General features: G+C 35.4%; 13 protein-coding genes. 1 reads left to right on the top strand and 12 read right to left on the bottom strand.

Going from position 1 to position 17912, the window contains the following annotated elements:
- Positions 1 to 80 precede the first annotated feature (80 nt).
- From FA048_RS06280 to FA048_RS06225, 12 genes are all read right to left on the bottom strand, one after another.
- A complete protein-coding gene (locus tag FA048_RS06280; protein ID WP_136839331.1) occupies positions 81 to 1859 on the bottom strand; it encodes an acyl-CoA dehydrogenase family protein in 1779 nt (592 codons plus the stop codon).
- A 57-nt stretch (positions 1860 to 1916) separates the two neighbouring features.
- Complete coding sequence (locus tag FA048_RS06275) at positions 1917 to 2273, bottom strand: four helix bundle protein (RefSeq protein ID WP_136839330.1); 357 nt, start codon at positions 2271 to 2273, stop codon at positions 1917 to 1919.
- A gap of 135 nt (positions 2274 to 2408) precedes the next feature.
- Positions 2409 to 3587, bottom strand: coding sequence for an acetyl-CoA C-acyltransferase (locus FA048_RS06270; RefSeq protein ID WP_136839329.1), 1179 nt, complete (start codon positions 3585 to 3587; stop codon positions 2409 to 2411).
- A 161-nt stretch (positions 3588 to 3748) separates the two neighbouring features.
- Positions 3749 to 6154, bottom strand: a complete 2406-nt coding sequence (locus FA048_RS06265; protein ID WP_205943442.1) for a 3-hydroxyacyl-CoA dehydrogenase/enoyl-CoA hydratase family protein — start codon at positions 6152 to 6154, stop codon at positions 3749 to 3751.
- A complete protein-coding gene (locus FA048_RS06260; protein WP_136839327.1) occupies positions 6135 to 6593 on the bottom strand; it encodes a MarR family winged helix-turn-helix transcriptional regulator in 459 nt (152 codons plus the stop codon). The genes FA048_RS06265 and FA048_RS06260 overlap by 20 nt, the downstream gene beginning before the upstream one ends.
- Positions 6594 to 6946: 353 nt before the next feature.
- On the bottom strand, positions 6947 to 7729 hold the full coding sequence (locus FA048_RS06255) for a M12 family metallopeptidase (RefSeq protein ID WP_136839326.1): 783 nt from the start codon (positions 7727 to 7729) through the stop codon (positions 6947 to 6949).
- Positions 7730 to 8122: 393 nt separating this feature from the next.
- Entirely contained in the window at positions 8123 to 8623 is a 501-nt protein-coding gene (locus tag FA048_RS06250; protein ID WP_136839325.1) for a sigma-70 family RNA polymerase sigma factor, read from the bottom strand.
- A gap of 500 nt (positions 8624 to 9123) precedes the next feature.
- Complete coding sequence (locus FA048_RS06245; protein ID WP_136839324.1) at positions 9124 to 10443, bottom strand: OmpA family protein; 1320 nt, start codon at positions 10441 to 10443, stop codon at positions 9124 to 9126.
- 237 nt (positions 10444 to 10680) lie between these two features.
- On the bottom strand, positions 10681 to 12390 hold the full coding sequence (locus tag FA048_RS06240) for a DUF885 family protein (RefSeq protein ID WP_136839323.1): 1710 nt from the start codon (positions 12388 to 12390) through the stop codon (positions 10681 to 10683).
- Between the two features lie 9 nt (positions 12391 to 12399).
- Positions 12400 to 13626 (bottom strand): S41 family peptidase, encoded by a 1227-nt coding sequence (locus tag FA048_RS06235; RefSeq protein ID WP_136839322.1) that lies wholly within the window; start codon positions 13624 to 13626, stop codon positions 12400 to 12402.
- A 74-nt stretch (positions 13627 to 13700) separates the two neighbouring features.
- Positions 13701 to 15419, bottom strand: coding sequence for a gamma-glutamyltransferase (gene ggt / locus FA048_RS06230; RefSeq protein ID WP_136839321.1), 1719 nt, complete (start codon positions 15417 to 15419; stop codon positions 13701 to 13703).
- Positions 15397 to 17166, bottom strand: a complete 1770-nt coding sequence (locus tag FA048_RS06225) for an AMP-dependent synthetase/ligase (protein WP_136839320.1) — start codon at positions 17164 to 17166, stop codon at positions 15397 to 15399. The genes ggt and FA048_RS06225 overlap by 23 nt, the downstream gene beginning before the upstream one ends.
- Positions 17167 to 17410: 244 nt before the next feature.
- Here FA048_RS06225 and FA048_RS06220 point away from each other — a divergent pair, with 244 nt between their 5' ends.
- The gene (locus tag FA048_RS06220) at positions 17411 to 17887 is read left to right on the top strand and encodes a hypothetical protein (RefSeq protein ID WP_225872487.1); all 477 of its coding nucleotides are present in this window, start codon (positions 17411 to 17413) and stop codon (positions 17885 to 17887) included.
- Positions 17888 to 17912 lie beyond the last annotated feature (25 nt).

Raw genomic sequence — 17912 nt, 5'->3', positions numbered from 1 at the left:
ACTGAAAGACCAAAGATTAAAGCAAGATTGTATCTACACAAATCTTCGCTTTAACCTTCAGCTTTTGTCTTTCAGCTTTCTTAAAAAATATACTTATTCGCTTCTATAATTTGTTGAGCCACATTCTGGCGAGCTTGTTTCACATTAAATGGCTCCATTTTGGTAAACCTACGTAAACCTACTAGCATCATTCTTTGTTCATCTCCTTCCGCAAATGCCCATAAAGCCTCTTTACCCGCTTTTTGAACACCATCAACTGCTTCTACAAAATATATTTTCATCATATCAATCTGCCCCTTACAAGCCTCTTCTCCACGCAATGAAACTAATTTTTCTGTTCTAAGCATAGCTGATTCTGCTACGTAAACATAACTTGCCATATCGGCGATACTCATTAAAATCTCTTGTTCTTTTGATAAGCTCATCATTAACTTTTGAACCGCAGCACCAGCTACCATTAATGTTGCTTTTTTTAGATTTGAGATAATTTTTTTCTCTGCTGCAAACAAGGTTGTGTCTTCTTCTCCAAAATCAGGAATAGACATCAGTTCTGCTGCTACAGCTGTTGCAGGAGTCATTAAATCTAATTCGCCTTTCATGGCACGTTTTAACATCATATCAACTGTTAAAAGTCTATTGATTTCGTTTGTACCTTCAAAAATTCTGTTGATACGTGCATCACGATATGATCTATCCATCGGTGCATCGGCTGAAAAGCCCATTCCACCATAAATTTGAACACCTTCATCTGTTACGTAGTCTAACACCTCTGAGCCCCAAACTTTAAGAATAGCACATTCTACAGCAAATTGCTCGGTAGATTTTAGTTTTGCTTTTCCTGCATCCATTCCACCAGCCACTAATTCATCATAAGCATCATCAATATTTTGTCCTGCTCTATAATTTGCCGACTCTACAGCATAAATTTTAGTTGCCATCTCGGCGATTTTAAATCTGATCGCGCCATATTTAGAAATAGGTCTATCAAATTGAACACGCTCATTTGAGTAATTTACAGCAAGATTCAACACCCCTTTTGAACCACCAATTGCTGCAGCAGCCAATTTAATACGCCCAATATTTAAAATATTTACAGCGATTTTAAATCCATTCTCTCTATCCGAAAGCATGTTTTCAACTGGCACATGGCAATCATTAAAAAATACTTGACGGGTTGATGAACCTTTGATCCCCATTTTATGTTCTTCGGGATTCATGGTAATACCACCAAAATCTTTTTCGACGATAAATGCTGTTAAATTCTTATCATCATCAATTTTTGCAAAAACGATAAAAATATCTGCGAAGCCACCATTGGTAATCCACATTTTTTGCCCGTTGATTACATAGTGTTTTCCATCTTCAGTTAGTTTTGCTTTCGTTTTACCAGAGTTCGCATCAGACCCAGAATTTGGTTCTGTTAAACAGTAAGAGGCTTTCCATTCACCTGTCCCTAATTTCGGAATGTATTTTGCCTTTTGAGCTTCATTACCGTAATATAAAATTGGTAAGGTACCTATACCAGTGTGTGCCGATAAGGCTACTGCGAAAGAGTGTCCAGCGCCGCAAACATCCGCTACTAACATAGAGGTATTGAAGTTTTTGCCAAAGCCACCAAACTCTTCAGGAATTGAAACACCTAGAATACCCAGCTCTCCTGCCTTATCCATCAAAGCAGGCATCAAACCTTCTTCTTGACTATCAATCCTATCTAAAATTGGATTGATCTCCTGCGTTAAAAAATCACGGCATGTTTGCGCAATCATTTGTTGCTCTTCATCAAATTCTTCAGGAATAAATACATCCTGGTAAGTGGTTTCTGTAATTAAGAACTCGCCACCTTTAATTGTTTTTTTCATTTTAATAAGTATCAAGTAGCGAGTATCAAGTATCGAGACACTCAACAATCGCTAAGTTTAATTTCTAGTTAATTTTCTCTCTAAAGAATAAATCATTTTCTGAATTTCTGTTGTTTGATCAACAAGAATTTTAGTTAAATCACCATCTAATAATTCTAATTTATTTGAAATGATAAGCTGAGTTTCTAACTCAAATGCAGAACCTTGGCTTATGTTTAAAAAATGCTTGAATTGTGCATCACTTCCTCTCCCTGCTCCTTCTGCTATATTTGAAGATATTGAAACCGAACATCTTTTCATCTGTGAAACCAAGCCATATTTCTCATTTGTCGGCAATAATGCCATTGCTCTGTAAATATCAACTGCCAAGTCAATAGCTTTTTGCCAAACTTTTAAATCTTTGAAATTATGCATATTTAAAAAGTATCGAGTAACAAGTATCGAGGATATACTCTAAAACCCAAACTCTCAATATCTTTATTATCACTTATTCTAATTGTTTGTTTTGCTCATTATACGGCCTTGATACTTTATACTCATATATTGATACTAAAACACCTCAAATATCCCTGCTGCTCCTTGCCCTGTTCCCACGCACATCGTTACCATTCCGTATTTTTTATTTTGTCTTTTTAATTCATTAAATATTTGTACAGATAGTTTAGCTCCAGTACATCCTAGTGGATGCCCTAATGCAATCGCTCCACCATTTACATTGATTTTACTTTGGTCTAAACCTAATGTTCTGATAATTGCTAATGATTGTGATGCAAAGGCTTCATTTAATTCAATTAAATCAATGTCATCTTGTTTTAAACCTGCTTGTTTTAATGCTTTTGGAATAGCTTCAATTGGCCCAATTCCCATGATACGTGGTGGAACGCCTGCTACACCATAACTTACCAAACGAGCAATTGGCTCAGCACCCAACTCTTTCATTTTCTTTTCAGAAACAACTAAAACAAATGCAGCACCGTCTGACGTTTGCGAGGAATTACCAGCCGTAATACAGCCATTTGCTGCAAAAACTGGTTTCAATTTAGCCAAAGCCGCTACAGTTGTGTCAGCCCTCGGACCTTCATCTGTATCTACCACATAAGAACGAGTTTGTTTCTTCATATTCGCATCTAAAAAGTTTTCGTTTACCGTAATGGGTAAAACGCCAGCTTTTAGATGGCCATTTTTAATTGCTTCAACCGCTTTTTTATGAGAGTTAAATGAAAACTCATCTTGGTCTTCTCTATTTACGTTGTATTCTGCAGCTACGGCTTCTGCAGTTAGGCCCATTCCCCAATACCAATCTGGATTGGTTTTAGCCACCTCTGGGTTTGGAACTAATTTCCAACCACCAAATGGCATGCCCGACATCACCTCTACACCTCCAGCAACAATACAATCGGCCATACCAGCTTTAATTTTCGCCACTGCTGTTGCAATGGTATCTAAACCAGATGCGCAATAACGGTTAATGGTTACTCCAGGAACTTTATCAGTATCCAAGCCCATTAAGCTGATCATACGGGCAATGTTTAAACCTTGCTCTGCTTCAGGAGTTGCATTACCAACTATCACATCATCAATTTGCTCCTTATCCAAATTCGGAACCGAAGCCACTAACTCCCTAATTACATTTGCCGCCAATTCATCAGCTCTTGTAAAACGAAATACACCTCGGGGAGCCTTCCCCACTGCCGTCCTTAAACCGGCTATAATATAAGCTTCTTGCATATTTTTGATATTATTTCTTAGGCAATTAAGCCCATATTATCTTTAACTTATCGTTATTTATACATCTTGCCGTCATTGCGAGGCACGAAGCAATCTTAAAGCGAAATAAAACCCTAAAGGGATTGCTTCGTGCCACGCAATGACGAGACGGTTAAGCACATCTAATTTCTAAGTGGCTTGCCTTTTGTAACTATCGACTGAATTCTTTCAAGTGTCTTTCTTTCTCCGCATAGTGATAAAAAGGCTTCTCTCTCTAAATCTAAAAGGTATTGTTCTGTAACTTCTGTTGGTGAAGATAAATCTCCACCGCACATTACCCAACCTAGTTTTTCAGAGATTTTTTTATCATGTTCTGAAATGTAATTGCCAGAATACATGGTATTTGCGCCTGCATAAACGATTCCTAAACCTTGCTTACCTAAAACCTTAATGTCTTTACGTTGAATAGGTTTAGTATAACCGGCGTCTGCTAATTCAATTGCTTTTGCTTTGGCATCGGCGATTAAACGACTTCGGTTCATGCTGATTGCGAATTTATCCTTTTGTAAATAACCTAATTCAAACGCCTCAACAGCTGATGTAGAAACTTTTGCCATTCCTATGGTTAAGAAACGATCTTTCATGGTGTTCTGCACAATTTGGTCGGCTTTATATTCATCAGATGCACGCAAAGCAAACTCCTTACTTCCTCCACCACCAGGGATAACACCAACACCAAATTCTACCAAGCCCATATAAGTTTCTGCATTTAACTGCACAAAATCTGCGTGTAAACTAAACTCACAACCACCACCTAAAGTTAAATTATGAGGGGCAACTACCACCGGAATTGATGAATATCGAATTCTCATTGATGTATTTTGGAACAAACGAACAGCCATATTTAACTCTTCCCATTCTTGCTCTACTGCCATCATAAAAATCATCCCTACATTGGCACCAGCTGAGAAATTTGCCCCATCGTTTCCAATTACTACACCTCGGTAATCCTTTTCGGCCATATCAATAGCTTTATTGATTGCTGCTAGTGTATCTCCACCAATGGTATTCATTTTAGAATGAAATTCTACATTGATGATACCATCGCCTAAATCGATAATTGATGCACCGCCGTTTTTCCAAAGTACTTTATTTGCTCTTAAATTATCAAGGATGATAAATTCATCAGCACCAGGAATTGCTTTATAGCTTTTAGAAGGAATATCATAGTATTTCTTTATACCATCTTCTATTTTATAAAATGAAGTATATCCTGCAGCCAATAGCTCTGTTACCCAAGCTGCTGGTGTGTGGCCATATTGTTTCATCCCATCTAGCGAAGCTTGAATACCCACTGCATCCCAAACTTCAAACGGACCTAAATCCCAACCAAAACCTGCTCTCATTGCATCGTCAATACGATACAATTCATCAGAAATTTCAGGAATACGATCTGAAACATATTCGAACAAACCAAAGAAAGAAGCTCTAAATAGCTCAGCTGCTTTATCCTTACCGGTTGCAAATACTTTCATTCTATCCGCAACTTTTTCAATGGTTTTAGTCATTTCTAAAGTGGCAGATTTAACTTTCTCTTGCGGACGATATTCTAGTGTTTTTAAATCAAGTGCCAGTATTTCTGTTTTGCCTTCGGCAGTTTTTGTCTTTTTATAAAATCCTTGTTTGGTTTTATCGCCCAACCAATTGTTAGCTTCCATTTTCTGAACATATTCAGGAAGCTTGAACAAATCGTGTGCTTTATCATCAGGACAGTTATCGTATAAGCCTTTTGATACTTTAATCATGGTATCTAAACCTACCACATCAGTAGTACGGAAAGTAGCAGATTTTGGCCTGCCTAATGCTGGACCAGTAAACTTATCTACTTCCTCAACCGTTAAATCCATTTTTTCTACCAAATGTAGTAAAGCCATGATAGAGTAAACGCCAACTCTATTGGCAATAAATGCAGGTGTATCTTTACATAGTACGGTTGTTTTACCTAAAAATTTATCACCATAGTGCATTAAGAAATCTACTATATCAGGATTTGTAGCTGGTGTTGGAATGATTTCTAACAGCCTCAAATAACGAGGTGGATTGAAAAAGTGTGTTCCGCAGAAGTTAGCTTTAAAATCATCACTTCTACCTTCGGCCATCATGTGTATTGGAATACCAGATGTATTTGAAGTTACCAGAGTACCAGGTTTACGGAATTGTTCTACTTGTTCAAATACTTTTTTCTTGATGTCTAAATTTTCTACTACAACTTCAATAATCCAGTCGTAATTGGCAATTTTAGACATATCATCTTCAAAATTACCTGTGCTAATTCTTTTTAAAACACTTTGCGAGTAAATTGGTGATGGATTAGTTTTTACAGTTGTTTGCAAAGCCGTATTTACAATACGATTTTTAACTGCTGGATGCGTTAAAGTCAATCCTTTTACCTGTTCTTCAGCATTTAATTCTTTTGGCGCTATATCTAAAAGCAAAACCTCTACGCCAATATTAGCGAAGTGGCAAGCAATACGAGAACCCATAATACCCGAGCCTAATACTGCTACTTTATTTATTTTTTTGTTCATCATGATCTTTTATAGGGGCGTAGGCCAGTGTAAGTTGGTTTACTTTATCTAAGGTTAAAATCAATTGCTCTTTTTCTTTGGCACTTAGTTTTGCATTCAGGTATTCATTAAACTTAATAACTACATTACTGGCCAATTTTCTTTTTTCTATTCCAAATGGTGTTAAAAATACTTTTACAGATCTTTTATCTCCGGTAGAAGTTTCACGATAAATTAAACCCAACTCTTCCATGTTGTTTAACATTCTCGATAAGCTAGTTGCCTTTACGCCAAGCAGGGCTGCTAAAGCAGACACAGCTGTTCCTTCGGCCTCAATATTGATTAAAACGTAGCCAATAGCTTGCGTAATACCAAAACCACTTGCAATTTGGTTGTAGGTGTTTGAGACATTTTGCCAAACCACCTTTAAAAAATAATCTACTGTTTCTTTCTGCTTCATTAATTACTATGCTTGCATAACAAATTTAATAATTAATATTTAGAAAGCAAATAGAAAATTAAAATATTTTATCAAGATGATTATTGTGTGCAAAAGCCGACATTAATTATGTTTTGCAGGAGATATTACAATGAAAAAATACCTTTATTTAATTAGGACAGGAAGATATTTACTTTAAAAAGCAAAATGGGTTGCCGATCGGCCGAGTTACACCAAATCTTTAAAAAGAATCAAAATGAATATTTCTGATGTGGGTTATAGATGTAAGCCCAACCATCAACTAAAAGGAATAGTAAAAAGTTATCAGGGGACAAACGCAAGTTCGCTTGCCCCCGATAATAACTACATTTATTTTATCTTGGATAAACTGCTGCAATAAAAGCTTTGTCTGTTGCCGAAAGATCAGTATTCCATCCCACCGCATAAGCACCTATTGTCAATTCTTCTTCTACAGGATAATGCATGATCGAAGTTGGGTCATACGCGCTAAAATTAGTCTGTGCTTGGGTATAGGTAGCAAAAAGATTATTGTCAACCTTTGCTTTATCCCAACCTTGTGTTCTTGCATAATAATCATAAACCAATGGTTTATCCCAAGGAATATTTACATTAGGATGCTGATGTTCATGGATCATACCCAATGCATGTCCAAATTCATGAGTAGCTACACGGCGGATATCCTCATCGGTATTTGCATTGGTAAACTGTAAATTCATCGTTGGATTTCTCGAGCTTATTAATTTAGCATCGGTACCCATATAAGACCAGTGTCCAGTAGCACCAAAACTTACTCTAATTGGAGCAGTTCTATCATTGGTTACAAACTGAAAATCGATATTTGCATATTTTTCCCATTCACTTGCATACTGGATCACTTTATTGCGGATGGCTAATGTAGAACCATTTAAGCTTACTTTAATAATAGATCTATTTGGCCATTGTTTAGCTTTAATAGTGGCACCTCTAGGGGTGGTACCATCTGGACTTAGTATGGTGCACATATTATAATTAGGTGCATCTTCAGTACTCATTGTGGTTTCTGGTTCTGAAACTCCGTCTACAATTTTGTCTTTTTTACATGAAGAAATTACCGCTACAAAAGCGATCAATAACATCAGGGTTCTTAGGTTTTTCATAATTTAGTTTTAATTTTAAATAATAATTAGACTTATAAATGCACGGCATTTATTTAAATAAAAGGCACCTCACTTCAGAAAACTGCAGCAATAGGTATCCTCATCCTTTTTAAGGACAAAACATAGTTAAACAACATATAATATAGATTTAGTAGTATTAAAAATCAAAAACTAAACAATACACTAGAAAGGACCAACAACACATCATGTAATTGTGGTCAGCTCGTTAAAAAAGTATAGGCTGATCAGGTGGAAAAGAAAATTACGCCAAAGGATCTTGGGATGTCTTCTTTTGTTTTAATAGTAGGTACAATTTTCATAGGTAGATGGTTAGGTGTGAATTAAAGTAAAGAAACCTAAAGTATGATATGGGGTGACAAGGATTTCTCTTTTTTAAAATAAATCATTTATTTTTTCCCTTATCATTTTTAAACCTCTTCTTTTTTGCGTTTTAACGGTATTAATGCTAATACCTAATTTTTTTGCGATGTCTGTGTTACTCAGGTCTTCTACATATCCAAGATAAAAAATATGCATACAGGCTTTAGGCAAAGTATTAATTAACCTATAGATGGCTTCCAGTTGTTCTGCCCTTATCATATCTTGAAGCAATAAAGAATCTTCATAGAGAGCGGCCTGATGAATTTTGAAATAGCGTTCCTGAACCTTAACATGTCGTGAAATATTGTAGCAGGCATACCTAATGGATGAGTATAAGAAATTTTTAATAGCGATCTCATGATCAGCTATTGATTCTTTATTATTCCAGTAGGCAATAAAGGCATCTTGTACTAAATCTTTAGCTAATTCAACATCTGATATCAATTGCTGTGCAAACTTACAAAGCGGCTTATAATAGATTCGAAAGAGCAGATCAATAGAATGAAATGTCATAGTAATACGCAAGGCTTAATTTTATGATAAACGGGATGGAACTTGTTAAAAAACAAGTTGAAATGACAGTGCAAAAAGAACACACTCCTTCACTAAATCACATAGAATGGATTTATAAAGCATGGTACTTCAAGAAACTATAAGAATATGTTATCCCGTTTTAAGATGATAAAAGTGCGCCTCAGGCCAATTGGACTTAAGACGTATTATGCCTATTACTGCTGATTTCATCCAGGCGAAAATTTGATTTCGCTGATTGCGTGTTAATAAGCCATGCTTAACAACTTGATTTAACCTTAAAAATATTTTTTGGGTATTTACCGATAAAGTCGATATGGCAATCGGTGTGCCCTGCAAAAGGTGGTATAACATGTTTTTCATTTAGATAGGTTAGGTAAACCAAACATACAAAAAAAACATTTCGCCACAAAAAAGTTACAATAATAAATAAAAAAGCGTCCCGGAAAATCGGGACGCTTTTTTTAAGACTTAGTTTTTTACTAGTATAAAGTAAATTCTACTCTTCTATTTTGTTGACGACCAGCTGCGGTATTGTTTGTTGCAATTGGTTGGCTTTCACCATAACCTGTTGCTTCAACTCTACTTGCATTGGCACCTTGAGACACTAAATAAGATTTAACTGATTCTGCTCTGTCTTTAGATAAACGCATGTTCAATTCATCAGAACCTGTGTTATCTGTGTGACCAGCCAATTTTAAGCTAAAGTTTTTCTCCATTAATAATGCAGCAACTCTATTTAAAGTAGCATAAGATTTAGAACGGATTGTTGCTTTACCCAAATCAAATTCTAAGTTTTTAATCGCATCAGCAACAACTTTACGATCTGCTTCAGTAACTATTACTCTTTCTGTTACTTGTGGTGCAGGAACTTTTAAAGGACAACCAGCACCATCTACTACAGTACCTGCAGGGGTTCCGGCACATTTATCTAATTTATCAGCAACACCATCACCATCGCTATCTTTTAACAAGCCATCCATATCTGAACGTAATCTAGCATTTTCTGCTTTTTGGGCATCTAAATCAGATTTTAAACCGTTTGCTATATTTTTAGCAGCGATAGCTTCGTCATAAGTTGCAGCAGTTGGACTAAAGAAAGCCAATTGTTTTCCCTTACCTAACGCAAACTCTAAGCCCGCATAACCATAGTTATATTTATCGTTAGATCCTCTTGCATAACCATCAAATTGGTCATTATCAACAAAGCTAATTGTCCAGCCTAAATCTAAATTAATAGCTTCTGCTAAACGAAACTTAGCACCTAAACCAACAGGAATAATCATCTTATTTTTTGTTGGCATTTCTGTGCTAACATTAGCTGCTGTAGTAACAGTTGGTGTATAGTTTACAAAACCACCACCTGCAGAAACATAAAGCTGAGCATTGTTTTGTTGTTTAAACATGCTCCAATTAAATAAATTGGCAACCGCACTTAAGCTAGCTGAATAATTTAAATCTGTAGAGTAAGCACTAATTGGACTTGTATTTACAGTTCCGTCTTCATAAGGTTGTGAATTATCACCTTTAACCTGACCTCTATTTCCATCTAAACGTAGAGAAAAACCAGGTGTAATTTGCTTTTTAATATACAATCCATATCCAAAGCTATTTTTCCAATTTGAAAAATCATTTTGGCCACCTAATGGAGATACTCCAGTTAGGACACCTGCATTAACACCTATAGACCAAGTTCTCATTGGTTCAACAGAAGTTGTAGTGGTAGTTTGTGCCATTGTAGCACCTGAGATAAATAATCCAGCTAAAGCCGCTGGCAAATAATTTAAAAATTTTGGTTTCATAATATTGAGTTTACAAATAAGCGTTACTGTTATTTGCAAGCTTATAATCAATACCTATACCAAAGAAAAATACTAAATACTAAATTTAACAATAAAACATTAACTATCAGCTGATTAAATCTTTATTTGAACTTAAAAAAATGTTAAATTATGTTAAAAAGTGTGTACTTTGCTATACAAAAAAACATAAAGTGTTGGGGCTCTGTGAATCAAATGAGCTATAGGTTTTGTCTGTTTTTAATTTATTGCACCTGCGAACTTCCATTTTGTAGTAAAATTTTCAGGCAATATTTGATTGGTTAAAAGAGCTCTTACCATTTCTACTGGCATGTTGTTTTCTTTTAAAATCCTGTCATGAAATTGAATATTGCTCATTTTGCCGCTTGTTACTAGTTCTTTATGTAAAGCTCTAAATTCTAAACCACCCAACATGTAGCCGATTTGGTAAAGTGGTCCGTAACCACCAGTAAAAGACCTTCGAACTTCAGCTTCGGCATTAGCTCTTTCAAAACCAACTCGTTCTACCAAAAAATCTATACATTGTTTTGGTGTCCATTTTCCTAAGTGATAATTCATAGAGAAAATAATCCTGGCACAACGGTGCATTCTCCAAAACAACATACCTATTTTATCCTCTGGTGTTTTAGCAAAGTTTTTATCCCAAAGTAACATTTCCCAATATAACGACCAGCCCTCTGTCCAAAATGGGGTGCTAAAGCCCCTACGATAAGGTTTATATCTACTTTGCATAAAATATTGGAGATTATGACCAGGTATTAATTCATGGAAAACTACTGCTCTAGAAAAATGTTTATTATTCCCCCTCAATGTCATCATCCTTGCATCTTCACTCATATCTTCAGTAGGGTAAGCTATCAATACAGATTCTCCTCCTAAAAAGAATGGTGCAAATTGTTGCTCTTGTGGGCTAAGCATTCTCATTCTCCAACCTTCTTTGGCAATCTCTGGCACATCTAATAGCTTATTTTTCTCTGCAAAATCAATTGCCTCATTAGCCAGTTCATAAACTAGTTCTGGTTGTTTACCTAATTCTGGATAATCGGTTTTTACCTTTTCCAACGCCTTTTTCCAATCATTGCCAAAGCCCATCGCAGTAGATGCCTTTAACATTTCTGCATCACACCAAGCAAATTCTCTCATTGCAATAGCTTCAATTTGTTCAGGTGTATAAGCAATCATCTCGTCTTGCAGCAGGTTTAAAAAAGCATTTCTCCCAATCGGATTGCCGATTATACCACTTCCATCGTCTTTGGTGGTTGATAGTTTTGCGGATTTACCTAATTCTGTAGCATAACTCCTTAAGGCATTTAACACATCGGGATAAACACTTTTAGTTGCTTTTGTAAATTGGGGATCATATCCATCATAAAACTTATAGGCTTCTGTAAAAACAGTTAGGTATTGATTTACCGTTTGCTGTGCCCAATTGGCCTGAACAGGATTAATTTGTAATTGTTTATTCTCAAAAGCTTTGGTAATGGCATTTATAACTGATACCAATTGCGTAAAGGTTTTTGCAGTAGCATTTCCATCCTGCTGTTTTCCTACTCTACGCTTTTGCTCAAAGTCGATCAATGCATTTGCAAAAGGAATGGTAAAATTTGTAGCTTTAAATTCTGTGTAGCTTTCTTGTAGAGTTCTTGAATCTACATTTATATCACGTTTAAGCAAAATATAATCTACTCTCTCATTTACAGTAAGCTTTGCGAATGGCAGTGTTTTTAATTTGGTTAACCAGCTGGCATAAAAACTTTCCATTCTTTTAAAATATTCTTCAGAACGCTTTAAAGTATATTTACGATTGAGCATATTTTCGTCTGCCTGATATTGATTAATCAGTGGGCTTAAAAGGCTTGCTTCGTTTTGTGCAATTGAAATCTGGACCGTTACTAATAAAAGCAAGAGCGAGAATAAAGATTTACGCATAGCGGATGATTATTTATTTATATCTAAATATGCAATAACTTGTTTAATCCAATCTTTATCTCTTAATAATTTTACATCAGGTGGGATGCCAACTGTTTCATAAATCTTAAATGCTGGATATTTATTTTCTGTAATTTCTGAAATATAATTAAAACAGGAGGTTTTTACTGTAATGCTAGATCGATTTCCATAACCATAACCCATATACCCAGCTGAATTTTCTCCGTAGGTTTTTACTTTAGGATTTTTGCGCATGGCCAGTATAAAATGTTCACCTCCGCTAGCACAAGATAGATTTTGAATGATGGCAACTTGATTTGCAGCACATGCAGCACTATTTACAAAATTAAGAAACATGTTATAGCTTCGTTCACCACCACCTGTATTATTTCTTACGTCTACAATTAATTTTTTACCTTTTAATTTCGGGATAAGCTCTTTATAAAATGTATCACTTTCATAGGCCAGCATTCCGCTAAAAGTTCCTAGATAAACATAATCGGTTTCATCATCTAGTTTTTTGTAATCCCATTTTTTTTTGGTTGGCACGATGAAAGGATTAATTGGTTCCAGCTTCATTCGTTCTTCTTTAACCCATTCTACACCAACTAATTTCTGATCGGCATAAGTAATATTAGTATATTTTGCAAAATGGATGTCATCATAAAAAAAGCCATCGTATGTATTGTCTTCGTTTTTCTTTAAAACAAATTTCACTTGGCCACTTTTCCAAAGTCCACTTTTACTTGATAGAATAATGCCAACATATTGGTTTACTTTGTTGGCATCTTTAATTAAAGCAACTTTATAATACCGATATACATCGATATAAATACCTTCCAAATCATCAGTAAATTTTAAGTTATTAGAGTCTATTTTGATCTGCTGTGTTTGTTTGTATAATTCAGATTCAAATACATCTTTTTGGGATTTTATTTTGCTGTAATCGATATAAAGCGATAAGTGTTTATCCTTAAAAAGGCTTAAGTATTTTTGAATATAAGCAGAACAGTTCTTTTTAATTAATGGATCGACTGCAATTTCTGCCTTAATTTTTATAAGTTCAGCTGAGAAGTATTCTTTTCCCCTTTCCTTAATGCCATCTTTATAACTGGGTGATTTTTTCACTCCTGTTGCAACTTCATCTAAAGCGGTTATGCAATTGCAATCTTGTGCTTTAATTAAGCTTGAGCCTGTGAAAATAAACAATGAGAATAGTAGTGATTTGATTTTCATAAAATGAATTTAATCAAATGACGTTGTAATTTAATAAATGGTTGCAAGTATATTTGTTAAATTACGTTTACATCTTACCAACCCACTGCTTTATCATCTCCTCTGGGATCGGCCCCACCTTGATAATAGCCCCATTTAGTTTTTAGAATGGCATCTACCCTACCAATTGCACCACGAGGAACTAGCTTATAACCTTTGCTTTTTAACTTCACAGTAGTTAAGCTATCTAATGCTTTATCTTCAACAGCAACTTCATCTGGCAACCATTGGTGATGGAATTTCTTTGCCGAAACTGCACTTTGCATAGACATATTAAAATCTACCACATTTAAAATTGTCTGAAAAACAGAAGTGATAATAGTTGATCCGCCTGGTGTTCCAACAACCATAAACAACTCTCCATCTTTCGATAAAATAGCTGGGGTCATAGAGCTTAACATCCGTTTGCCAGGCGCAATTGCATTTGCTTCACCTCCTACTAAACCATACATATTTGGTGCACCTGGTTTTACAGAAAAATCATCCATTTCGTTGTTTAACAAAAACCCAGCTCCCTTAACTACAACACCAGCCCCATAAGAGCCATTTAAAGTTGTTGTAATTGCAACTGCATTTCCATCTCTATCAACGATAGAAAAATGGGTCGTTTCTTCATGTTCAGTTGGTGCAATTTCACCCGCACTAACCGAAGCACTTGTACTTGCTGTTTGCCAATTGAAAGAACTCATTCTTTGTTTAATATATGAATCTTCAATTAATTTTTGGGCTGGTACTGGATAGAAATCTGGATCGCCTAAATGAGCAGCCCTATCTGCATAAACTCTTCGCTCTGCTTCTATCATCACTTGTACGGTAGAATCAGAATTAAAGCCCCATCTTGTTAAAGGATAAGATTCGACTGATTTTAACAGTTGAATCAAAGCAATTCCGCCGCTTGAAGGGGGAGGCATAGTAACAACATCATAGCCTCTATATTTTCCATTGATAGGTTTACGCCAAATAGCTTTATAAGCTGTTAAATCTTGTTTGGTAATGATACCACCACCGCGTTGCATTTCTGCTACTATAAAGTCGGCTACAGGCCCCTCGTAAAACCCTTTTCTACCTTCTTGTGCAATCAATTTTAAAGTATTTGCCAATTCGGTTTGTATTAAAACATCTCCTTCTACCCATTTCACGTCTTTTATTAGAGCAGTACCTAAAGGATTTAATTTCGTGAACCTTGTTTTTAATCCATTTAGTTCATTTGCTTGTCTAGCTGTTAATTTGAAGCCATCTCTTGCCAAATGAATTGCAGGTTCAATTAAATCTTCCCATTTTAATTTACCATATTTTTGATGTGCTTCTTCCATTCCTGCTACAGAACCAGGAACCCCTGCAGCCAATTGTCCATATAAACTTTTTTCTACTATCGGATTGCCCGAAGCATCTAAATACATATCTCTCAGGGCCGCAGCACTTGCTTTTTCTCTAAAATCTAACGTGTTTGTTTCACCCTTAGCAGAACGATAAACCATAAAGCCACCACCACCAATGTTACCAGCATTTGGATAAACAACGGCTAAAGCAAACTGAACAGCAACAGCAGCATCTACTGCATTACCGCCTTTTTTTAAAATCTCAATTCCGACTTCAGATGCCAAAGCATTTGCAGAAACTACCATCCCATTTCTAAACTCTCCACTATTGTTTTTACCGAGGTGATTACCAACACAACTTAAAAACACACTGCTAGCCAACAGAATACTTGCTAAACTTGCATAGTAAGATTTACCCTTTATAATTCTCTGCATCTTTATAAATTTTATCGATGGTATTTTTATTTTTTTCTAGAATGACTTTTCGCTTTAAACTCAATTTAGGAGTAAGCTCACCTCCATCAATGCTAAATTCTTTTGACAACAATGCAAATCGTTTTACCTTTTCCCATTTGCCAAATTCAGCACTTAGCTGAATAATCACGTCATTATATTTAGCTAAAACTTGCTCATTATTAATTATTTCTTCATTACTTGTATAAGGTATTCCCTTTTTTTCGCACCAGCTTTTTAATGCTGGGAATGTAGGAACAATTAGCGCCGCTGGAAATTTCATATTTTCTCCCAACACCATTATCTGCTCAATTAATGGAGACTCTTTATACTTGTTTTCTAACATTTGAGGTGCAATATATTTTCCACCAGCTGTTTTAAAAATTTCCTTTTTGCGGTCAGTTATCTTTAAAAATTTACCCTCTAATATCTGACCAATATCACCAGTATGGAACCAGCCATCTGCATCTATACTTTCAGCAGTTAAATCTTCTCGTTGATAATAACCTTTCATTATATGGTGCCCACGAGTTAAAATCTCTCCATCTTCTGCAATTTTAATTTCTACTCCTTCAATTACAGGCCCCACTGTCCCGAACATTGTTGCTCCGAAGTGGTTTACTGTAATTACCGGGGAGGTTTCGGTTAAGCCATAACCTTCGAATACTGGAATGCCAGCAGCCCAAAAAATTCTGCATAATCTAGGATTTAAAGCCGCACCGCCAGAAGCTAAAACCACAATGCGGCCGCCTAAAGCCTCTTGCCATTTTTTAAAAACCAATTTACGGGCAATGCCTAATTTAAAATTATACCACCAGCTATTTTTCTGATCAAATTTTTCAGCCAATGCTAAAGACCAAAAGAAAATCCCTCTTTTGATTCCTTTTAAGTCTTTGCCTTTTTCCATTATTTTATCGTATACTTTCTCTAATAAACGAGGAACTGTAGAAAATGAATTTGGCTTAACTTCTTGTATATCGGCAACAATGGTATCCATACTTTCTGCATAAAATATAGAAACGCCAGAATAATTATACAAGTAAATAATCATCCTTTCGAAAATATGAGATAGTGGCAAAAAGCTGAGCGCAACCTTAACTTCTTTTGGGAAAATAATAGCTGATTTTTTAAAATTTTGTACCAAGTTATTATGTGTAAGCATTACGCCTTTGGGAGTACCTGTAGTACCAGAGGTATAGATGATTGTTAAGATATCTTCAGCATCAACTGCATTTCTATAATGCTCTAAATCTACATTTGTAGCTTTTCCTTTTATGATTAGATCTTGCCAATTATCTGCTCCATCAACCTTGTTAAAAGTGTAAATTTGAACAGGTTTTTTTAAGGATTGATTAACAACATTAAGCTTTTGAAAAAGGCTTTCATCGCTTACAAATACAATTGTAATTTCTGCATCTTCTATAATAAACTTAATATCATGCTCTGCTAATGTAGGGTATAATGGAATTTGATAGGCTCCTAACTGCATAATTGCATAATCACAGATATTCCATTCTGGTCGATTGGCAGACATCACCGCAATTCGAGAACCTTTTACCACACCCTTTGTAGTTAAGCCACGACTAAGGCTATCTACTTGTTCACAAAATTCATTTGTACTGTATTTATTCCATTTTCCATTCGTTTTCCCACTGATAAACTCTTCTTTCGGAAAGTTATCGAGGTTATGTTTTAAAAGGTCGAATACCCTAGTTATTTGTATAGACATGGAATAACGATTTAATTTGGCAAGTATTTTCCACAACAATTAACTTCACCTAGTTGTTGTTTATCAAATCTAATAAATTATCTTTTCTGCAACAACCGATTTTAAATTTATTCTGCATGCATAGCAATTTATTACTTTCATCAAATAATATAATCATATCAATTGCACTATTTTCAATAAAATGAGTACAACGGCACAAATCTTGCTAAGCTGTTGGCATTAGAAAAATAAAAAACATATGATTATGAAAAAATTACTATTTACTTTAATTACTGGCGTAGCACTTCTTGCAATAAGCTCGTCTGATGTAAAAGCCCAAGATTACAAAAACGCTATTGGTGGTCGTTTTGGATCTGCCAATGGAATAAGTTTTAAAACTGGCTTAAATGATAATGCCATGTTGGAACTTATCGGAAATTTTAGAAGTAAAAACAGTGTAAACCATATCCAAATTACTGGTCTGTACGAAGTTTACAACCCAATTAAGGGTGCCGAAGGTTTAAATTGGTTTTATGGCGGTGGTGCTACTGTTGGGTCTGTTAAAGTGAAAGGTTATGATGGAGATATATACTTGGGCTTAAATGGTGTATTAGGTTTAGACTATAAATTTAAAGGTGCGCCAATTAATTTATCTTTAGATTGGATCCCAACTTTATTATTAACACCAGATACTGACTTTTACAGTGGTGATATCGGTTTAGGTGTTCGTTTCACTTTCTAAGCTCACTAACCAACCTTCTTCTTTA

This window comes from Pedobacter polaris, assembly GCF_005116505.1.
GTDB classification, from domain to species: Bacteria; Bacteroidota; Bacteroidia; order Sphingobacteriales; family Sphingobacteriaceae; genus Pedobacter; species Pedobacter polaris.
Note: the sequence above shows the minus strand (reverse complement) of the source record. Positions and strands in the feature narration are given on the sequence as shown.